The following is a 19,688-nucleotide window of genomic DNA, read 5'->3' as shown; positions in this document are numbered from 1 at the left end:
GCCGCCGGGCGAGTCCACGACGCCGTCGAGCGACATGAAACCGGTGTAGACCAGGTCACGCATTGTGCTGTCTCCTCATGCTCGGGCGGGCTACTGGGTCCACGCTAGATCGCCGCCGCGGCGGCCGTCTTGGACGGAAACGACAGCGGGCCCAAACGCGTTGCCGGCTCACCTGCGAGAAACCGGCCCCCAGCGAGGCCGTGACGGAAGCCGGCAGGGCGACGTGGTCGCGTTATCGGGGATTCCGGCTGACAAGCCAGTCCAACCCCGGGACTGGCTTGTCACCGGGTCGCGACACCAGCTCCACCGCCCGGTCTGATCTCCGGGCGGTGGCATGTCAACCGTCCCCTCGTGGGTCTCTTGTCATGAGGCCCAGATTCGCGAACAGCTGGAACGGATCTGCCGTCATGCGGTCCAGCTCGTCAAATGGCCACGACTGCCATTGCGCACGCACTGCGGCGCGGTTGGCAAGCTCCGTGGCCACGTTGTCCAAGCGGGCGGAGGAATCCTTGAGCACGTAGAACAGGCCACGAGCGAAGTTGATTGCTGACTCGTCCACGGGCAAGCCCGAGGCTGGCAGCCAGGAAGGATCAGATGTCTCCGGCGCATCCTGGTCACCGCCGGCGTGGCTGCTGATCCCACGAGCCCAGGCCTCCGTGCGGCGCCGCGTGGCCTCGTCCGCAGCTTCCACAACGGCAGAACCCAACTCTTCCAGAGGTAGGCGCCGACGCCAACCGGCCAGCATTTCGACCAGGTCGACGCGGCCATCGGAGGTCGGCGCCACCCTCAGACCCTCGCGAGAGTCGCGGGCTGATGACTCTGCGGCTTCCCGCTCCCCGGCCAGGAGCCGCGAACGCAGGTCTTCCGCCTGTCGGCGTAGCTCCTCCAACTCCCGCGAGCTCATCGGACGCGTCGACCACCCATGGCCCCCGCTAATCGATTGGCCTCAGCCTGAACAACCTGACGTGTCCGCGCCATCACCGCCGCCCCTCGCGGACGCGATCGAGTCCTCACGCAGCCCACCCGGACCAGTCCCAAGCCGACGCCGAAGCGCGCCACGAGCGCGCCGCGGACCATCGAGCCTGCCGAGCCTACGAGCACCCCTGTCTATCCAGGAGTTCTCCGCAACGAGGGTCTGATCATCTCTCAGCGGGGGCGCGGCAGCTTCGTTCGCGCAGACCCGCCCATGCGGAAGGTGTTGTCGAGAGGACCGACCAGGTGCTTGAGGACCTGGGCCACACTCCCACCCGTTACTGATCGGTGTCAGATGTTGGGTTACACGGCCGGCTAGACCCGCCGCGCTCCGTGACCCGTCGGGCGCTAGCCTCAGCCTCCGTAGACGGGGCGCGGATGGGCAGGTTCGGATGACGGACAGGTTCGATGTCGGGAAAGCCATGCTGTCCGGTATCGGCGGCCGGGCGGAGGCCTGGTGCTTCATCCGGGCCTTTGCGGCTGAGTGGACCAGGCCGTTGCGTGACGGCGACGGGGTTGACGACGAAGAGTTGCGTGATGCGGAACAGGCGCTGGGATTCGAGCTTCCAGCGGCGTTGCGTGAGGCGTACCTGCTGTTCGGTCGGCGTGATGACCTGACAAGGAACCAGGACCGGCTGTTGCCGCCACGCGTCCTTGAGGTCGACGAGAGTGGTGAGGTGCTGGTTTTCCGGGACGAGAACCAAGGCGTGGCCTCGTGGGGAATACCACTGGCCCACATCGCTGAGCTGGATCCGCCAGTGGTCATGGAGCACGGGGAGGGCTGGCGGCCATTTTTGGACCGTGTCTCGTTGGCCTGCGTGGAGATGGTGCTCACTGAGGTGTTGTTCGGTTCTGAGTGCCTGGAGAACGCAGCCGAGCTACCGGCCGAGCTGATCGGCGTGGTTGAGGCGAACTATCAGCGGGTGAACTTTCCTGAGTACCCGATGTGGTCTGAACCGGAGGAGCCGGTTCGTTGGTTCTCCGCGCCAGGGCAGTTGCTACGCCTGGACGGGGTAGGCGAGTGGGCGTGGCTGTTCGTCCGGGGCCGGACGGCCGACGATCTGCGGCGGATCTACGGTCTCATCCCTGGAACTTGGACTCTGGGCAATGCGCTGCTTTAGTGGCGGCCTGGGACGACCACGCCGTCTTGTCGCACAGCACTGATACCAGCCGCCAGGCCCTGGAAGGCACGGCAGGCGCAGCCCTGAACCAGCCAGCATCGGCACCGACCCTGCGTAACCGAGACGTTGAGGCACGTGTCACCCATCAAGTGAAGCCAAGGTGTCACGCATCATCGGGAGTAGGACAAGCCGGCTGCCGGCGTGTCGCACTCCTATTGACCCGTGACGATTTGACTTCACATGATGGGCGACATGATCAGTTTGCGTCGGCGCCTGCCAGGCTTCCGCGTTTCGGCGGCGCAACGCGACGTGTGTCGACGCTTCGCGGTTGAGCCATCGCCGCCCGGCCAGCAGACGATGGTCGGCTTCGCACTGTCGCGTCCACGCGAGCTGGAGCCGCTCAACGCCCTACGGCACCCGATCGCCGGCAGCAGCAACGGGTGGTTCGTGTGGCGCGGCCATGCGATCCCCCAGGATGACGACAAGTTCTTCGCACCTTTGCATGTTGAGCACCTGAACGAACACGCCCCGGAGCTTGGGCCGTACCTTGCACTTCCGCCAGGTTGGGGCGTGGTGCTGGCACCCGGCTACGAGGACGTCTGGTACGACGAGAGTCTCCTCGACGTCTGACCTCGGCGCGGGCCACACCAGTCCCGCAGATAGGTCAGCCCTAGCCGATCATGTAATGCATCATCCGATACAAATCCGTAACCCATTAACTGGAGCCCGACAAAGCCGGCTGCGGGCGTATTGTTCAAAGTTTCTGTACGTCTTCAAGGCGGCCCTTGACGGGCCGCACGCGCCGCCGCCTGGGCGCGCGTCCGACGCTGGCGAATAAGGAGATCGCTGGGCGTCAGCAATCAACGCGTTAGCTCGATAGCGCTGAGGAAAAGCTGGAAGCATTTGCCGTGATGCGTCCCCCGCTGGCGAAAGAAAGCTAGGCTAGTGGCTTTGTGGTAGCGCCGAACTCCGACCGTGCCCGTTGGTTCATGACGCGTCCGACTGGCGTAGGGAGTGGGTGAGTGACTAACTGGGTGACGACCGTACGACTGGTCGTGGACGTCCATGGACCGACGTGGACGAATTCCGCAGCTATGCGTACCTGGGGATGCAGGCCAGGAAGCGATGTTGGTTGCCTGAGTATGTCCGCAGGGCCGCGTCTGGGCCGTGACCGGGCCCTCAAAGGCCGACCAATAGTGACCGACGGCGACCAGCAGCACCCGAAGAAACAGCAGGCCAGCCGCCATCTGGTAGCGGCTGGCCTGGCGGGCGACGGACGAGTCGACCTGTACGCCGGATTATGAAGACGATTCGCACTCTGACCAGGCGTTTCGTTCGGCTGACACCTGCTCAGGGCGTCGCCAGGGCGTCAGGGGTTCTCGCCGGCTTTGAACAGGTCGTCAATCGCATTGCGGGTTCGTTCCTCGCTCGCCGGCATCAGGTGCGTGTAGACGCGGAGGGTGAAGCCGGGGTCGGCGTGCCCGAGGTACGACGCGAGCGCCTTGGATACTTCCGGCCAGCGATTTCAAACTCGTTGCCGAGGCTCAGAGGATCACCTTGGCTGGCATGTTCGACCCGATGCTCGCGGTTGCGACCAGTGACGTGCAGCCGCTGCCGCACCAAATTCGTGCAGTCTACGGCGAATTACTGCCGCGCACCCCACTTCGTTTACTGCTGGCCGATGACCCCGGCGCGGGGAAAACCATCATGGCCCTCTGAAAACACGGGAATGGAAGTAGCTGCGAAGCTCTCGGCCGGTACCTTTTCTCCGGCTTCGCCACAATTGCCAGAGAAGTGCACGATGTTTGCAGCTGCCCCCCCCCTGGAACGGGCACCGCGCGGTCATCGGAATGAGGCACGAATCTCCTCAATGGCCAGCTCCGGGCTTTGCAGGTGGGCGTAGTGTCCCACATCAGGAAGAATACGGATGTTCGCGTTAATCCTTTGCGCGAACTCGATCCCCATTTCCTTCTTGATAAAGTTGTCCTTCTCGCCCCAGACGACTTTCACGGGCGTTTTGAGCTTGTCGATGTTCGCCTCAAGATAATCTTCATCTCGCGTAAAATGGGAGTAGTAGTGGTAGAAGGCGTCAGGCGGTGTCATTCCGCCATGGCTCCATGCGCGGGAGACGTCATCCTTGAACTCAGCCGAAGCCTCAAACTGCGCTTCTTTGGGAATACCTCCCTTCAAGGCGGTGTCGAGAAGCTCCGCACTGGTCCTGCTTTTGTAGCCGGCGAGCGTCGCACTTGCTGAGGGTTCCGACTTCAGACTTTGCAATCCGTCGTGCATGTACTGAGGCCTGTTGAACGGCGCGAAATCACCAACAATGATGGTCCTGGCGATCTGCGGATCGTCGAGAGCTGCTAGCAGGGCCGGGAGAGCTCCGATGTCGGTCGCATAGATCGTGAGCGTCGATGTCGCGATGTTCGCCTTCTTGATGTAGTCCTGCAGAACACGCGCATAATCTTTGGGCGAGTACGAAAACTTGTCGGCCGGGGGCCGCGATGAAAGACCATAGCCTGGCCAGTCGATGGCATGGACTTCGTAGTCCGTGGACAGCGCCAGGGAAATGTCTTTCCAGGCACACAGCGTCTCCGGAAATCCATGCAGGAGAAGCACAGTTCCCTTTGGCGTGGTGGTCTGCGCCACCATCCTTCTGAGCGTGATGTCTGGATCGACCTGGACGTACCCGATGAGTTCGAGTTTGTAATCCATTGCTTCAGTTCCTAACTTAGTTGAGGTATTGGTAGTGCAAGTTTGAGCTCAAGGTTTGGGCTCATGACATTGGCGGTGTCCCACCCGCTCGACGGCGGGAGTTCTTGTGCTTTTGTGGGTCACCCCTGCCAGCGACACACTCGTAACCGAGTCTGCTCAGAACCTATTCCCGGAGGTTCTTATGCCGGTCGTTTCCCAGCCGGTTGGACGGGCGTGGGCGGAACACGCAGCAGAAGCTGGCCCGCATCCCGTCGCGGCGAGTGACCTAGCGGAGACCGAGGAGGTCCTCGCTCCAGAAGGCCGCCATGACCAGTAGAACGGAGAGGACGACGCCGCGGCGGTAGCGCGGTTGTTCCTGGAATCTTCTGCCGCATGGCACCCAGTGCAAACGCAGACTGGAACCTGGATAGCAGAAATTGGCGGCTTTGCGTGCCCCATAGTTTCCACCTCAGGTGGTCCTAGGTGAGCTGTTGAGGACCATGGAGGCGAGTTCTTTGGCGAGGCGGACCGCGTCCGGGTGGGTGTCCAGTTGGGAGTTGGCGACGGCCCCGTCGTAAAGCAGCCCGAGGCGGGCCGCCACATCGGCAGCGTCAGTGAATCCTGCTTCTTTGCCCAGGGCCAGAAGGGTATCGGCGAGCCAGTCCCGGAAAGTACGGAGGGCTTTGGCTTCTACGCTGCCAGGGAGGGCTTCGGCGTTTGCGTTGGCGAAGGCGCAGCCCCGGTAACCTGGGGCAGCAACCGCTTCGTTCAGGGCGTCGAAGATTGCCAGCAGTTTTTCGATTGGATCTTTCAGGCCTTGCTGGTGCCGGGCGATCCGGTCGCGTCGCCGCTGATCCCTGCCTTCAAGGTAGGCGGCCACCAAGTCGTCCTTGCCCGAGAAGTTGTAAAAAAGCGAGCCTTTGGCAACCCCCGCCTCTTTGATCACTTTGTCGATCCCGACCGTGTGGACACCCTCGGAGTAGAACAAGCGGTCAGCAGCCTCGAGGAGGCGCTGCCGTGCAGACGGACGCGTTGAAACCATGCACCAAGACTATCAGACAGATCGGTCTAAAAATCGGTTGACTTTGCTAGACCGATCCGTCTTCATCACCAGGTCGTGTTCGGACAGCACCACGTTGTTGTCGACGGCGTAGGTGAATGCGCGAGGTCGTCGGCGAAGTCGTCGACGGCCGCCGTCCACGCCGCATGCAGGTCGGTGACGGTGTCGGCGAGCTGGAACAGCCACTTCCCACGAGCGCTCTCGTCGTGGGTCGCCCACTCCACGTACCCGTACCGGCCATCCGGCACGGTCGGCAGCGGTGCCGGGCCGGTGGCGGCGATACCGCCCTCGGGAGCGTTGTAGTGCAGCCACAGGTGGACCGCCTGGTGCTGCGCCCGTTCAATGTCCATCGTGGCGTCCGGCGGGAAGTCCCCGGCGGTGGCCTCGGGGAACGCGGCGGCGATCGTCGCCCAGAAGGCGTCGCCGGCGGCCTCGACCGCCTTCGCGATCCGCTCACTCCGCGCCTCGGCCTGCCGGACCTTCTCGACGACCATTTCCGCCACGCTAGGCCAGGTTCGACGAGGCGACGTTCAGCGGGGCGAGGTACGACGGACCGGAGCCAGATACAAGCCGAGAGCGACATGTGATCCGACATGTGATCCGACAGCACTGCCGAATAGTTCTCATTAGGATCAAGGCACCGCGCTCCGCGCGGTGCGGGGCGGCAAGCCCGGCCGGCGGCAAGCCGCCCCGGCCGCCTACGGCGCCGGGGCGGGAAGCCACCGACAGCCGCCGGGACACCGCCCCACCCAAGACAGGAACCAGCCCCAGCGAGGCCGTGACGGAAGCCGGCAGGGCTGCTCTGGTCGGCGGGTCGGGGGCTTCCGGCTGCCGCGCCAGTCCAACCCCAGGACTGGCTTGCCACCGGGTCACCGGGTTAAGGCACCAGTTCCACCGCAGGACGTGCCCGGCCTTCCCCTCAGCCGCCAGGCATCGACTCAGACCCCGAAGCGCGACCCGGAAAGCCCCCTCACGACGGCATAGCGCGCCGGACCGAGGCAAGGCCCAACTGAGCCCGCGCTCAGGGCGTCGTCAGGGCGTCAGGGCGTCGTCAGGGCGTCAAACGCCGGCCAATGTTGACCAAGAACGACCATCGACGCCCGGGCATAGAACCAGCTCAGAGCCTTGATCACGGCCCTGAGCTGGTGGGCGACGGACGAGTCGACCTGTACGCCGGATTCTGTGCGCGGCGCGTACCCCTCGCGGGGTACCCGCCGGCGGCGGCCATCCATCTCGGCCTGCCGTTGCCGACAGGCTCATGCGGCCTACCCGCAGACATCGGGCGGGCAACCCTCAAGCGTCTGCGCCGGGTCGTCATCTTGCGGTGACGACCCTTGCTTGGCCTTGCTCCGGGTGGGGTTTACCGAGCCACCCCGGTCACCCGGGGTGCTGGTGGGCTCTTACCCCACCGTTTCACCCTTACCGTCCCGTTACGGGCCGGCGGTCTGTTTTCTGTGGCACTGTCCCGCGGGTCACCCCGGGTTGCCGTTAGCAACCACCCTGCCCTGTGGAGTCCGGACGTTCCTCGGCGGCGGGCCGGAGCCCGCCGACGCGACCGCCCGGTCGACTCGTCCGTCGCGTACCCATCCTAACGACGCTGCGGTGCCGCCCATTTCCACCCTCGGGGCGGCCGGAGCCGCGACGGGCGCCCACCGGGGCGGGAGCCCGTCGCAACCTGCCCGCTGCGGGGCTCACCAGGCCCAGGTGAGCGCCTCGTTGAAGACCCGTTCACCCCGCGCCGGCTCGCGCAGCGCCCCGGAGGCCATCACCTTCCCGTCCCCGTCGAGGGCGCGCAGGGTCACCTCGGCGCCGAGCGGCAGGGTCAGCAGCGCGGCGCCGTCGCGTACCACTGCGGTGGCCCGGACCTGGCCGTCCGCGACCGCCTCGACCCGCGCGGCCGCGGGACGCGGCACCACCAGCAGGCGGTCGGTGAGGGCGGCGTGGCCGTCGACCAGGGCCGGCACGCGGATCGCGGCCAGGTCGTGGGTGCGCCCCGCCAGGATCTCAAGCTCGATGGTCGTCCCGGTGGCGAGCAGCGGAAACGGCTCCGGGGTGAACTCTTCGACAGTCGGGGTGCCGGGCCTCGCCCCGCCGGGGCCGGCGAGCGCGAGGAGCCCGACCTCCCCGGAGCCGACCTGCAGGACCAGCGGACCGTTGCCAAGCGGGCCGACGAGTACGGCGTCGCGGTCGTCCACCTTGCCGGCCCAGCGGAGCACGGGCGGCGCGGAGTTCGGTAGGCCACTGCCGTCCACCAGCTTCCGGTACGCGGTGTCCGCACCCCGCGCCGCCCGCCAGTCGGCGGTCGGCGTGGGGTTCGGCCGGGCGTCCGGCGGGTCGTCCTTCCCCGCCCATCGGGTCTCCCTAACGAAGAGCCCAGGACCGACGGGGCCGGCCTCTCGGAGCTGGCCGTCGCACTCGACCCGCCACCAGCCACGGGCCTGGCTCTGCTTCACCAGCAGGTGGTCGCCGCCGGGCGCGGGCTCCCAGCGCCGATGCACCCTGTCGGCCAGTTGGCCGGAGCGGGCGTGCGAGACGGCGCAACCGGCCGGCGCCAGCCCGAGCAGCCACCGACGCTGGTCGTCGGACTGGCCGTAGCTCATGTCCAGCACCGCGAACGGGTCCGGCCGCACGTTCGTCGTCGCGCCGCCCTGCAGCATGTCCTCGGGTGACGCTCCGGCCCGGTTCTGCAGGCTGACCAGCGCGGCGGAGGTGTCGGAGTGGTAGGCGAGGACCACCTGGCGGAAGCCGGCCGAGTCGTCCGCCCAGAGCACCCTCACCGTCGACAGCTCCGCCCCCATCAGCAGCCGGTCGTTCTCCCGCCGCGCGAGGCCGGTGAGCTCGGACAGGAACGCCTGGTCCCCGGCCAGGCTCCCCCGGGTGGGCGAGTTGATCAGGCGCCAGCTCCACGGCGAGTCGACCGGATGGCCGTGGCCGACGTCGTCGCGCCGTCCGTCGTCGCGCCGTCCGTCCAGGCCGGCCGCGCTGAACGCCGCCGGCCCGGCCAGCGCCGCCGCCAGCAGTGCGGCCACCGCCGCCCCGAACCCCGCGAACCGACGCCGCCGGCGCCGCCGCGCGTGGCGCACCAGCCGGCCGTACGGGTCCTCGTCCGGCACCACGGTGGCGGCGATCCGGGCCAGCCCGGCCCGCAGCTCGTCGACGCTCATGCCCGCTCCCCCATCAGCTCGCCGGGCACCGACCGACCGGCGACGCCCCCGCCCAGCACCCCCCGCAGCCGGGTCAGCCCCCGCGCCGACTGGCTCTTCACCGTCCCGACCGAACAGCCCATCGCCGCCGCCACGGCGGCCTCCGGCAGGTCCTCCCAGTAACGCAGCACCAGCACCGTGCGCATCCGGACCGGCAGCCGGTCCAGCGCCCTGAGCAGTTCGTCGCGGACGACGACACCGTCGGCGGAGTCCGGGCCGGCCTGGTCCGGCACCACGGCGGTGAGCAGTTCCCGCAGCCCGATCCGGCGCCAGCGGCTGGTCCGTTCGTTGACCATCGCCCGGCGTACGTACGCCATCGGCTCGTCGACGGTGTGCCAGCGCCGCATCGCCTTCAGCAGCGCCTCCTGCACGAGGTCCTGCGCGGCGTCCCGGCTGCCGGTCAACAGGTACGCCGTCCGCAGCAGGTCCCCGTAGCGGACCTCGACGAACTCGCGGAAATCCGCGTCAGCCACGCGTCGACCCCCGAACCTGACCGTGCACTGTGCCGCTCCCTCCGTCGAACTCCGTCAACGGGGACGACGCTGCAGGGCGTCGAAAGGTTGAGTCCGCGCCCGAGCGGCGGGCAGCGGCGCGTACTAGCCTCGGGGCACCATGGATCTTTCCGACGCCGCGCTGCTGCTCGCCGCCGGTCTCGCCGCGGGCACGGTGAACGCGGTGGCCGGAGGCGGTTCGCTCATCACCTTCCCAGCGTTGATCGCGGTGGGGCTGCCGCCGGTGCCGGCGAACGTCACCAACTCGGTCTCGGTCTGCCCCGGCTACCTGGCCAGCGTGGCGGGGAGTCGGGCGGACCTGCCGCCGGCCCGGCGACTGGCCACGCTGGTGCCTACCACCATCGTCGGCACCGTCCTCGGGTGCCTGCTGCTGCTGGCCACCCCGGCCCGGGCGTTCGAGCTGGTGGTGCCGTTCCTGGTGCTCGGCGCGACCGCGGTGCTGGCCTTCCAGGATCCGCTGCGCCGGCTGGTCGGTCATCCGCGCGACCTGTCGCCGCGCCGTCGTACCGTCTCCGTGCAGGCGATGGTCGCCGTCGGCGCGGTGTACGGCGGCTACTTCGGCGCGGCCCTGGGGGTGATGCTGGTCGCCGGGCTGGCCCTGGTGCTGGACGCGACGCTGGCCCGGGTGAGCGCGGTGAAGAACCTGCTCTCGGCCGTGGTGGGGCTGACCACGGTGACGGTGTTCGCGCTGTTCGGGCCGGTGAACTGGGCGGCGGTCGCGGTGGTCGCGCCCGCCACGCTGGTCGGCGGTTACGCGGGCGCCCGGCTGGTCCGCCGGCTGCCGCCGGTGGTGCTCCGTACGCTGATCGTGGTCTTCGGCACGGTGATCGGCCTCTACCTGCTCTGGCGGGCGTTGCGCTGAGCCGACTTCCGCCCCGGCGGGGCCCCTCGTGCGACGCGGGGGCGTCGGACGAGGGGCCCCTGGCGGTCAGGCGACCGGCTCGCGGGCGGAGTCGGCGTCCGCCTCGGTACCGGGAGTCACCCGGGGGTCGCCCTCGTCGGCGAAGTAGTCGTCCGACGTGGTGTGGTCGACGCCCTCGGCCACCTTGCCCAGCCGCAGCAGCAACGTCACCAGCGCCGCGACGGCCAGGTTCACCAGCACGGCCACGATGCCCACGTAGATGGTCCGCGGGGTGTCGAAGCCGAACTTCTCCAGCGGGAACGCCGAACCGGCGAAGTGCTTCTTGCCGGTCGTCGGGTTGCCGATCTGGTAGAGCATCCACATGCCCATGCCCAGCCCGGCCGCCCAGCCGACGATCAGCGCGGTGCGGTGGAACCACCGGGTGTAGAGGCCCAGCGCCACCGCCGGCAGCGTCTGGAGGATGATCACGCCGCCGATGAGCTGGAGGTCGATGGAGAACTGCGGGTCGAGGAAGACGATGCAGGCGACGGCGCCGACCTTCACCACCAGCGAGGTGATCTTCGAGACGTTCGCCTCCTGCGCCGGGCTGGCGTCCCGCTTCAGGTACTCCTTGTAGATGTTGCGGGTGAACAGGTTCGCCGCCGCGATCGACATGATCGCCGCCGGCACCAGCGCCCCGATGCCGATGGCCGCGTACGCGACGCCGGCGAACCAGTCCGGGAACTGCTGGTCGAACAGGACCGGCACCACCGTGTTGCTGTCGACGCTGCCCGGCGTCGCCCCGGGCAGCGGCTTCACGTTGGCGGCGATCGCCATGTAACCCAGCAGCGCGATCAACCCGAGCAGCAGGCTGTACGCCGGCAGGGCGGACATGTTCCGCTTGATGACGTCCCGGTTCCGGCTGGCCAGCACGCCGGTGATGCTGTGCGGGTAGAGGAAGAGCGCCAGCGCCGAACCGAACGCCAGGGTGACGTACTGGAGTTGGTTGTTGGCGTTGAGCAGGATGCCGTCGCCGGGATTCGGTGAGGCGGCGAACTTCGCGTCCGCCTTGTCGAAGATCTCCCCCCAGCCGCCCAGCTTGTACGGCAGGTACAGGACCGCCACCAGGATCACGATGTAGATCAGGGTGTCCTTGACGAAGGCGATCAGCGCCGGCGCCCGCAGCCCCGACTGGTAGGTGTAGGCGGCCAGGATCGCGAAGGCGATGATGATCGGCAGGTGCCGGGCGATCGCGTTGTCGCCGGTCACGCCCATCGTCTTGAGCACCGCCTCGATGCCGACCAGTTGCAGCGCGATGTACGGCATGGTCGCGACGATGCCGGTGATCGCGATCAGCAGCGCCAGCACCGGCGAGTCGAACCGGGCCCGGACGAAGTCGGCCGGGGTGACGAAGCCGTGCCGGTGGGAGACCGACCAGAGCCGGCAGAGCACCAGGAAGACCAACGGATAGATCACGATCGTGTACGGCACGGCGAAGAAGCCCATCGCGCCCGCGCCGAAGACCAGCGCCGGCACCGCCACGAAGGTGTACGCGGTGTACAGGTCACCGCCGACCAGGAACCAGGTGATCCAGCCGCCGAAGTTGCGCCCGCCCAGGCCCCACTCGTCGAGGTGGGCCATGTCCTTCGGGGCCCGCCAGCGGGCCGCGACGAAGCCCATCGCGCTGACCAGGAGGAAGAGGAACGTGAAGACGATGATCTCGGTCAGGTGATCCCGCCACATCAGTGGCCACCCCGCTTCTTCGTCATCTGGTACACCAGCGTCGTCGTGGCCACGCCGAGCAGGATGTAGGCCAGTTGCAGCCAGTAGAAGCGCGGGAAGCCCAGGATCCGGGGCGAGTCGGCGTTGAAGAACGCCGGGATCAGCGGCACCACGATGGGGATGAAGAGCAACCAGTTCCAGGGACTGTGGTCCTTCGCCCTGGATGACGCCGTTGCCGGCGCCTCCGGTTCGGGTGCGGTCATCTGACACACCTCCGGGAGAGTCGTAGCTGCCATGTGACGGCCGGAGGCTACGACCCTGTGACCGCAGTCACGTTCAACCGGTGGATCATCCTGCGCCGAACGGCCGCCCGCCTGCGCCGAACGGCGCGGCGGGCGGTCCGGTCAGCGGGCGGAGAGGTGCGCGGTGTCGTTGACCGAGCGGACCGCGACGCCGCCGTCGGGCCACATGTCCAGCACCGAAATGCCGGCCGCGTCCAGGTAGAGCCGGTGCAGGAAGGCGTCGCCGGCCGCCAGCGCGTCCCGCAACGCCAGCTTGATCGGCGAGACGTGCGAGACCACCACCACGGTCTCCCCGGGGTACGCCTCGAGCAGCGCCGCCACCGCCCGGTCGACCCGCTCGGCGACGGTGACGAACGACTCGCCGCCGGGCGGCGCGATCCGGGTCGAGGCGAGCCAGGCGTCCAGCTCGCCCGGCCAACCCTCGCGCACCTCGGCGAAGGTCCTGCCGTCCCAGTCGCCGAAGTCGCACTCGATCCAGTCGTCGTTCCGGCGTACCGGGATGCCGCCGAGCGCACCGGCGATCGCCTCGGCGGTCGCCGTACACCTCGACAGCGGGGAACTGAGCACGGCCGCGACGGACGGGGCCAGCTCGGCCACCCGCGCGGCGGTGGCCCGGGCCTGGGCCCGGCCCTGCTCGGAGAGGGGCACGTCGGCGCGGCCGGCGTAGCGGTGCTGGACGGTCCACTCGGTCTCGCCGTGCCGGACCAGGATCAGCCGGGTCGCGGTGAAGCTGGGCCGCGGCTCCCAGGAGGGCTTCGTGGTCGCCGGGTCGGTGGCGGCGGTACGGGTGGCGGCGCGGGCGGCCACCTCCCGGGCCGCCGCGCGGGCCGCCGAGTCCGGGGCGGCCACCTCGCGCGGCTGCTCCACGGCGACCGGCCGGGCCGGCTTCCCGGCGGCGGCGTCCATCGCCGCGTTGGCGAGCGCGTCGGCGTGCTTGTTGCGTTCCCGGGGGATCCAGCTGAACCGGACGGTGTCGAAGCGGTCCACCAGGGCGGCGGCCCGGGCGGCGAGCGGACGCAGCCCCGGGTGCTTGATCTGCCAGCGGCCGGACATCTGCTCGACCACCAGCTTGGAGTCCATCCGGGCCTCGACCTCGGCGGCGCCCAGCTCGGCGGCGGCCTCCAGGCCGGCGATCAGCCCCCGGTACTCGGCGACGTTGTTGGTGGTCGACCCGATCGCCTCGGAGCGCTCCACCAGCACCTCGCCGGAGTCCCGGTCCCGGACCACCGCGCCGTAGCCGGCCGGCCCCGGGTTGCCCCGGGACCCGCCGTCGGCCTCGACGACGACCGCGCGCACCGCCACCGGACTACAGACCCGACTCGTTGGTGCGGACCATGATCCGTCGACACTCCTCGCAGCGGACCACCTCGTCCGGGGCCGCCTTGCGGATCCGGGCCATGTCCGCGCCGGAGAGCTCCAGGCGGCAGCCGCCGCAGCGTCCACCGGCGAGCAGGGCGGCGCCCAGCCCGGTGTCCTCGCGGATCTTCTCGTAGAGGGTGACCAGGTCGTCGGGGAGGTCGGCGGCGAGGGGCTTGCGGGCCGCCTTCTTGAACTCCTCCTCCTTGGCGATCCCGGCCAGGCTCTCGTCGCGGCGCTGCTCGGTCGCGGCCCGCCGCTCGCGCGCCTCGGCCATCCGGGCCTCGATCCCGTCGAGCACCCCCTGCGCCGTCTCGCGCTGCTCCATCAGCTCCAGCTCGGCGTCCTCCAGGTCGCCCTGCCGACGGTTGAGCGAGACCAGCTCGTGCTGGAGCGCCTCCAGCTCACGGGCCGGACCGGTGCCGGTGGTGAGCCGGGCCTCGTCCTTGTTCTTGCGGGCGCGGACCTGGTCGATGTCCTTCTCCAGCCGGGCGATGTCCCGGTCCAGGTCGTCGACGGCGACCTGGGCGCGGACCCGCTGGTCCTCCAGCGCGGACAGCTCACGGGCCAGCCCTTCCAGCTCGGCCCGCTCGGGCAGGGCCCGACGGCGGTGGGCGAGCTGGGCGAGGGCGGTGTCGATGGCCTGCAGGTCGAGCAGGCGGCGCTGGACCTGGGGTTCAGCCTTCACAGTCGGGGCTCCTTGTCGTCCAGTGCGGGTGCGGCGGCATGCACGGTCCACGGATCGGTGTCCAGGTCGGACACCACGGTCTCGACGCCGAGGCCGGCCCGGAGGTGGGCGGCCAGGTCGTCCAGCCAGGGTCGTTCGGTCGCCCAGTGGGCGGCGTCCAGCAGGGCGGGCCCCCCGGCGGCCAGGTGCTCGCCGGCCGGGTGGTGCCGCAGGTCGGCGGTGAGGAAGGCGTCCACCCCGGCGGCGGTCGCCTCGGCCAGGAAGGCGTCGCCGGAGCCGCCGCTGACCGCGAGGGTACGCACGATACGCGCGGGATCACCCGCGGCGCGAACTCCCCAGGCCGTGGCGGGCAGCACGGTGGCGGCGAGCCGGGTCAGCTCGGCCAGGCTCATCGGGGCGGGCAGCTCGCCGATCCGGCCGATGCCGCGGCCCGGACCGTCGGCCGGGGAGCCCGGCGCCGGGCGGTGCAGCGGGCGCAGCCCGGTCAACCCGAACCGGGCGGCGAGCGCGTCGGAGACGCCCGGGTCCGCCACGTCGGCGTTGGTGTGCGCCACGTACAGGGCGACGCCGGCCCGGATCAGGTCGTGCACGATCCGCCCCTTGTACGTGGTCGGGGCGACCGAGGAGACCCCGCGCAGCAGCAGCGGATGGTGGGCGACGATCATGTCGGCGTCGGCGGCGAGCGCCTCGGCGACCGTCTCGGGGACCACGTCGACCACGCAGGCGACCCGGCGTACGCCGGCCGTGGGCTCGCCGAGCACCAGCCCCACCCGGTCCCACTCCTCGGCCCAGGCCGGCGGGTAACGCCGCTCCAGCTCGGCCACCACGTCGGCGACGGTCGGTGGGGCTGCGGTTGTGCTCACGGCCGGTCAGCTTACCGGCGCGCACGGGTCGCCCGGGCCTCGCCCGCCGCCCGTGTCCCCCGGCACAGCGGGGTTGATCGACTCCAGGTCGGCGTTGTGGCGGGGTGCGCGGTGGTCGGAAACCGCCATGTCGCCGACACGGAGTGGATCAAGCGGCCGAGGTGACGCGGGCGCGGTCACGCAGGGCGGCGATCCCGACCTCCCACGGGAACGCCTGGAGATGCCGCTCCCCCGTGCCCGGCGCGTGCAGGGGGAAGACGTGGTCGCCGAAGAGCACCGTGGTGCCCCACTCGCGCAACCGGGCCAGGCCGGCCCGGAAGGCCGGGTGGGCGGCCATCGCGGCGTTGGTGAACGGCACCGCCACCACGGGCAGCCCCATGCCCTGCCCCTCGACCAGCAGGCCGAGCGCGAGGGTGTCGGTGATCCCCGCCGCCCACTTGTTGACCGTGTTGACCGTCGCCGGGCAGACGATCATGGCATCGGCCGGGGGCAGCAGGTCGGGGTCGCCCACGTTCTTGTAGTGGGTGCGTACCGGGTGACCGGTCTGCCGGGCCAGCGCCGCCCGGTCGACGAACTTCGCCCCGTCGGGCGTGGTCACCAGGCAGACCTCCCAGCCGTCCTGCTGGGCCAGCTCGACCAGGCGACCGACGTGGCGGGCCAGCGGCGAACCGCAGGCGATGACGTAGAGCACCTCGCGGGGCTCGCTGCTCGGGTGCGGGCCGTTCATCCGGCCGGCACCGTTCTCATACTCCGACTCCCATGTGCTCAGCCAACTCCGCTATCGGCGGAGGCGGCGCACCCCGTGTGCGACGCAGCACGTCCGACATCACCTCGTGGGCGATCGGCCGACAGCGGATCTCGGACGGGGCCAGCCGGTCGCCGCGCAGCAGCATCTCCCCCGCGTTGGCCACGTCGCCGAGCTGGGCGTAGCCGCGGGCGATGTCGAGCAGGTGGTGCGCCCGCCGCTCGGGCAGCAGGGCGTTGAACGCCGGCTCCTGGATCCGCTGCTGGTGGATCTCCACCGCCCGGCCGCCGTCGCCCAGTTCGACCGCGGCGGCGGCCCGGTGCAGCTCCAGGTTGGTCGGGCCGAACGAGGTCCAGTAGTGGTTCTGGTCCCCACCGAGCAGGTCGGCCGCCTCCTCCGCACCGTTGAGCAGGTCGTCGACCGTCGCGCAGTCGCCGATCCGGGCGGCGGCCATCGCGCCCTGGAGCAGCAGCATCCCGTACACGGAGAGCCGTCCCGGCGAGGCGTCGTTGCCACCGCCGGGGGCGAGCCGGTTGGCGATGGTGACGTTCAGCTCCAGCGCCGGACGGGCCCGACCCATGGCGACCAGGGCGTTGCAGACCCGGGTGGTGGCGATCCCGGCCAGCAGTTGGTCGTCGGCGCGCTGGGCGACGGCCATCGACCGGTCGGCGGCGAGCCAGGCCAGGTCGCACTCGCCGAGCTTGCGCAGCACCGACGAGGCGATCTGGTAGACCTGCCCGAGCAGGTGCGCTGCCTCCTGGGCCTGGTCGCCGCGGTAGCCGGCGTCGGCGGCCTGCGCGTCGCGCAGCAGCTTCGGCAGCGCGCGGGTCAGCATGCCGTAGCGGCCGTACTGGTAGGTGAGCCAGGCGTGGTTGACCGCCTTGCGCATGTCGGCCAGGGGTGGCGGGAACGGCGCGGCGTCGAAGTACGCGCTCATCGAGTCGTACCGCTCCAGGGCGGCCCGGATCTCCTGTACCTCGATCTGGTCGATGCAGTTCAGCGCGTCGGTCCGCCGCTCCGGGTCCTTGCCGAGCAGCAGCTGCACGTCGACCTGGAGGATGTCGGCGATCTCGTAGAGCACGGAGAACTTGTCCAGCCGGCGCACCCCGCGCTCGACCTTGTCCACCCAGCTCTTCGACTTGCCGAGCCGGTCGGCGAAGACCTGTTGCGACATCTTGCGCCGCCCGCGCCAGTACGCCACTCGCCGACCTATCGGAAGCTCGTCCATCTCCCTGTCCCTCCCCCTGGTGTCCGCCCGGCCGGTGTCCGGAGGCTCCCCCGCGGGATCCGTCCGTCCCAGGTTTTCGCTGGTCGCACAGGTTGTACGTCAGCCGTACAGCCAGTCCTCGTAGTTTTCGTGCAAGTTGCACGAGCCTTTCGTCAGCTCAACGATCGCGGGTTACGGCAGTGACGGTGCTCGACATGTGACCTGGCGGGACATCCCGTCACGGCGAGGGGAGATCACGGACATGTGGGGCAACGTCGGACCGCGGGTCGCCCAGCTGTCACCGATCGAGCGGGTCCGGCTGCGCCGGATCGCCGTGCGGTACGCCGTACACGGCTGGGCCGTGACCCCCGGCGCCTGCCTGGCCCGCAGCCGCTTCGTCTGCGGTCGCGCCGGCTGCCCCACCGTCGGCTGCCACCCGGCGCTGGAGGACTGGGAACACGGGGCGAGCGCCGACCCGGCCCGGGTCGCCACCTGGTGGCGCAGCCGACCGCACGGGGTGCTGCTGCCCACCGGGCGGGCCTTCGACGTGCTGGAGGTGCCGGCGCACCTGGGCCGGCACGTGCTCGACGCGCTCCCCACCCACCCGGCCGGTCCGGGCGTCCGCGGCCCGGTGCTGGTCACCCCCACCGGGCGGTGGATGTTCCTGGTCCGCACCGGTGACCCGCTCCGACCCGAGCTGGAGCACTGCTTCCACGTGGTGCACCACGGGCCCGGGTCGTGGATCCCGGCGCCGCCGACCCGGCTGCCGGAGGGCCCGGTGCGTTGGGCGGTCGCCCCCGAGCAGGCCCGCTGGCAGCTGCCCGACTCGTACCTGGTGCAGAACGCCCTGATCGACGCGCTGCGGGCGAGCGGCGTGACGCTCACCCCGGAGCTGCTTCCCGGCCAGCTCCCGCTGCCCCGCCGGGGCCACTGAGTCGGCACGGGTCGACCATCGGGCAGCGTCCCGGGCGGCGCCGGACTCGTTGCACCGGATGAGGGCGCGAGCGCGCCGGGAACGGGGGTACGTGATGGCCACGGACGACGCGGCACGGCACGCCGAAGGCGCCGAGCCACCACCGCACCACGGGCGCGCGCGCCGCTGGTCGGGCACCCGCCCGGGCGGCTCCCGCCCCGGCCGGTCCCGCCCGGGCGGCTCCCGCCCCACCGGCACCCGCCGCCCCGCCCGCTGATTCCCCAGGGCACGGGGGTCAGGTGGTCAGGGGGAGGTTGGTGGAGTGGAGGAGGCGGCGGTCGTCGGTGACGACGGCGTGCAGGTGGTCGGGGAGGCGGTCGAGCCAGCCGATGCCGGCCGCACCCATCGCCACCGCGGCGGTCGCGTACGCGTCGGCGACGCCGAGGTCCGCGCCGAGCACGGTGACCGAGCGCAGGCCCCGGGCCGGCTCGCCCCGGCGCGGGTCGATCACGTGGTGGCCCCGCTCGTAGACGCCCGAGGTGGCGACCGCCAGGTCGGTGCCGGTGAGCACCAGGCAGGTGGCCGCCGCGTCCCAGGGGTGTCGCACGCCGATCCGCCACGGCCGCCCGGCCGACGAGCGGCCCCGGACCCGGATGTCCCCGCCGGCGTTGAGGCAGTGGTTCACCGCGCCCGCGGCGACCAACCGGTCGGAGGCGACCTGCGCCGACCACCCCTTGACGTACCCGGACGGGTCCAGCCGCCCGGTGGCGTACGCGTCGAAGTACCCGTCGGTGGCGCCCCACAGGTCGGCGCAGCGCTCCAACACCGCCCGCAGGTCGGCCGACGCCTCGGCGAGCGCCAGCTCGCCCCGGTCCAGCCGGCACACCTCGCTGTCGTCCCGGTACGTGCTGAACCGGGCGTCCACCTCGCGCAGCCAGTCGAAGGTCTCCTCGGCCAGCTCGTGCAGGGTCGCGGCGGGCAGGTCGTCGGCCAGGTCGAGGCCGATCGCCGTACCCATGATCTGCTCGACCCGGCGCAGGCCGGGCCGGGTCGCCGCCGGCACGGTCAGAACGCCCGGTCGATGGCGCCCTGCAACGACCGCTTGTACGCCTCGCTGGTCGCGGTGGCGGTGGTGACCGTGTCCAGGTTGGCGCTCTGGAGATCGACCACGTCGCCCTCGGTCCCGCTGTAGGCGGTGTTCACCTTGCTGCTGCGCTGGGCGGACTGGCCGCCCTCCGGCAGGTAGCCGACCGCGTTGACGATCTTGTTGCCGGTGACGGTGATCTGCACGGTCGCCGTGCCGTACTCGTAGGAAATCTCCGGGCCGAAGACGGTGCGGGTGGTGCTCTTCGGCGGCGCGGCCCGGGTGGTGCGCGGCGCGGCCGTGGTGGTCCGGGGCGCGGCGGTGGTGCCGCGGGTGCCGGACGGGGTGCGGCCGGCGGTCGGCTTCGCCGACGGGGCGGCCCCGCGCGCGGCGGCGGTAAGTCGG

19 protein-coding genes, 1 other RNA gene and 2 pseudogenes are annotated in these 19,688 nt (G+C 70.2%); 5 read left to right on the top strand and 17 right to left on the bottom strand.

The genetic code is table 11. The annotated features are described in order from the left end of the window. Positions 1-337: 337 nt before the first annotated feature. Positions 338-784, bottom strand: a complete 447-nt coding sequence (locus V6U79_RS29035) for a hypothetical protein (protein ID WP_334530218.1) — start codon at positions 782-784, stop codon at positions 338-340. A 580-nt stretch (positions 785-1,364) separates the two neighbouring features. Between V6U79_RS29035 and V6U79_RS29030 the strand changes: the two genes are divergently transcribed. Next, complete coding sequence (locus tag V6U79_RS29030; RefSeq protein WP_334530221.1) at positions 1,365-2,093, top strand: SMI1/KNR4 family protein; 729 nt, start codon at positions 1,365-1,367, stop codon at positions 2,091-2,093. 243 nt (positions 2,094-2,336) lie between these two features. Beyond that, positions 2,337-2,723, top strand: a complete 387-nt coding sequence (locus V6U79_RS29025; protein ID WP_334616629.1) for an immunity protein Imm33 domain-containing protein — start codon at positions 2,337-2,339, stop codon at positions 2,721-2,723. A gap of 739 nt (positions 2,724-3,462) precedes the next feature. Here the strand turns inward: V6U79_RS29025 and V6U79_RS29965 are convergent. Further along, a pseudogene (locus V6U79_RS29965) lies at positions 3,463-3,606 on the bottom strand (site-specific integrase); the annotation flags it as partial. Between the two features lie 53 nt (positions 3,607-3,659). On the opposite strand from V6U79_RS29965, the gene V6U79_RS29020 reads away from it, so the two are divergent. After that, on the top strand, positions 3,660-3,812 hold the full coding sequence (locus V6U79_RS29020) for a hypothetical protein (RefSeq protein ID WP_334530224.1): 153 nt from the start codon (positions 3,660-3,662) through the stop codon (positions 3,810-3,812). 123 nt (positions 3,813-3,935) lie between these two features. On the opposite strand, the gene V6U79_RS29015 is transcribed toward V6U79_RS29020, so the two are convergent. The 6 genes from V6U79_RS29015 to V6U79_RS28990 form a co-directional block, all read right to left on the bottom strand. Further along, positions 3,936-4,808, bottom strand: a complete 873-nt coding sequence (locus V6U79_RS29015) for an alpha/beta fold hydrolase (protein ID WP_334616628.1) — start codon at positions 4,806-4,808, stop codon at positions 3,936-3,938. Between the two features lie 448 nt (positions 4,809-5,256). Beyond that, positions 5,257-5,829: a TetR/AcrR family transcriptional regulator gene (locus V6U79_RS29010; RefSeq protein WP_334530230.1), complete on the bottom strand. Its 573-nt coding sequence runs from the start codon at positions 5,827-5,829 to the stop codon at positions 5,257-5,259. Between the two features lie 65 nt (positions 5,830-5,894). Next, positions 5,895-6,341 carry a hypothetical protein gene (locus tag V6U79_RS29005; RefSeq protein ID WP_334616627.1) on the bottom strand — a complete coding sequence of 149 codons (447 nt, stop codon included), beginning with the start codon at positions 6,339-6,341 and terminating at the stop codon, positions 5,895-5,897. Positions 6,342-7,000: 659 nt separating this feature from the next. Then, positions 7,001-7,418: RNase P RNA component class A (rnpB, locus tag V6U79_RS29000), an RNA gene on the bottom strand. Between the two features lie 120 nt (positions 7,419-7,538). Next, the gene (locus tag V6U79_RS28995; protein ID WP_334530235.1) at positions 7,539-9,011 is read right to left on the bottom strand and encodes a hypothetical protein; all 1,473 of its coding nucleotides are present in this window, start codon (positions 9,009-9,011) and stop codon (positions 7,539-7,541) included. Continuing rightward, the gene (locus V6U79_RS28990) at positions 9,008-9,523 is read right to left on the bottom strand and encodes a SigE family RNA polymerase sigma factor (RefSeq protein WP_334616626.1); all 516 of its coding nucleotides are present in this window, start codon (positions 9,521-9,523) and stop codon (positions 9,008-9,010) included. The genes V6U79_RS28995 and V6U79_RS28990 overlap by 4 nt, the downstream gene beginning before the upstream one ends. 139 nt (positions 9,524-9,662) lie before the next feature. Here V6U79_RS28990 and V6U79_RS28985 point away from each other — a divergent pair, with 139 nt between their 5' ends. Then, positions 9,663-10,424 (top strand): sulfite exporter TauE/SafE family protein, encoded by a 762-nt coding sequence (locus V6U79_RS28985; RefSeq protein WP_334616625.1) that lies wholly within the window; start codon positions 9,663-9,665, stop codon positions 10,422-10,424. Positions 10,425-10,490: 66 nt separating this feature from the next. Here V6U79_RS28985 and mctP read toward each other — a convergent pair whose 3' ends face one another. The 7 genes from mctP to V6U79_RS28950 all read right to left on the bottom strand — a co-directional run bounded on the left by mctP (position 10,491) and on the right by V6U79_RS28950 (position 17,307). Further along, complete coding sequence (gene mctP, locus V6U79_RS28980) at positions 10,491-12,146, bottom strand: monocarboxylate uptake permease MctP (protein ID WP_334616624.1); 1,656 nt, start codon at positions 12,144-12,146, stop codon at positions 10,491-10,493. Beyond that, positions 12,146-12,388, bottom strand: a complete 243-nt coding sequence (locus V6U79_RS28975) for a DUF3311 domain-containing protein (protein ID WP_334616623.1) — start codon at positions 12,386-12,388, stop codon at positions 12,146-12,148. Before V6U79_RS28975 ends, mctP begins: the two co-directional genes overlap by 1 nt. A 141-nt stretch (positions 12,389-12,529) precedes the next feature. Further along, positions 12,530-13,729, bottom strand: coding sequence for a bifunctional RNase H/acid phosphatase (locus V6U79_RS28970; RefSeq protein ID WP_334616622.1), 1,200 nt, complete (start codon positions 13,727-13,729; stop codon positions 12,530-12,532). Positions 13,730-13,733: 4 nt separating this feature from the next. Continuing rightward, complete coding sequence (locus V6U79_RS28965; protein ID WP_334530253.1) at positions 13,734-14,471, bottom strand: zinc ribbon domain-containing protein; 738 nt, start codon at positions 14,469-14,471, stop codon at positions 13,734-13,736. After that, positions 14,468-15,334: a Nif3-like dinuclear metal center hexameric protein gene (locus V6U79_RS28960; protein WP_334530256.1), complete on the bottom strand. Its 867-nt coding sequence runs from the start codon at positions 15,332-15,334 to the stop codon at positions 14,468-14,470. The genes V6U79_RS28965 and V6U79_RS28960 overlap by 4 nt, the downstream gene beginning before the upstream one ends. 148 nt (positions 15,335-15,482) lie before the next feature. Continuing rightward, entirely contained in the window at positions 15,483-16,061 is a 579-nt protein-coding gene (locus tag V6U79_RS28955) for a flavoprotein (protein WP_334616621.1), read from the bottom strand. A gap of 16 nt (positions 16,062-16,077) precedes the next feature. Next, entirely contained in the window at positions 16,078-17,307 is a 1,230-nt protein-coding gene (locus tag V6U79_RS28950) for a helix-turn-helix domain-containing protein (protein WP_334530262.1), read from the bottom strand. A gap of 241 nt (positions 17,308-17,548) precedes the next feature. Here V6U79_RS28950 and V6U79_RS28945 point away from each other — a divergent pair, with 241 nt between their 5' ends. Continuing rightward, positions 17,549-18,220: a bifunctional DNA primase/polymerase gene (locus V6U79_RS28945; protein ID WP_334530265.1), complete on the top strand. Its 672-nt coding sequence runs from the start codon at positions 17,549-17,551 to the stop codon at positions 18,218-18,220. 274 nt (positions 18,221-18,494) lie between these two features. Here the strand turns inward: V6U79_RS28945 and V6U79_RS28940 are convergent, their stop codons facing one another. Both V6U79_RS28940 and V6U79_RS28935 read right to left on the bottom strand, forming a co-directional pair. Beyond that, a complete protein-coding gene (locus tag V6U79_RS28940; protein WP_334616630.1) occupies positions 18,495-19,217 on the bottom strand; it encodes an FAD:protein FMN transferase in 723 nt (240 codons plus the stop codon). Between the two features lie 47 nt (positions 19,218-19,264). Continuing rightward, positions 19,265-19,688 (bottom strand): annotated as a pseudogene (locus V6U79_RS28935) (FMN-binding protein); the annotation flags it as partial.

The organism is Micromonospora psammae, assembly GCF_036902725.1.
Lineage (GTDB): Bacteria > Actinomycetota > Actinomycetes > Mycobacteriales > Micromonosporaceae > Micromonospora.
This window is presented reverse-complemented; position numbering and strand designations above follow the sequence as displayed.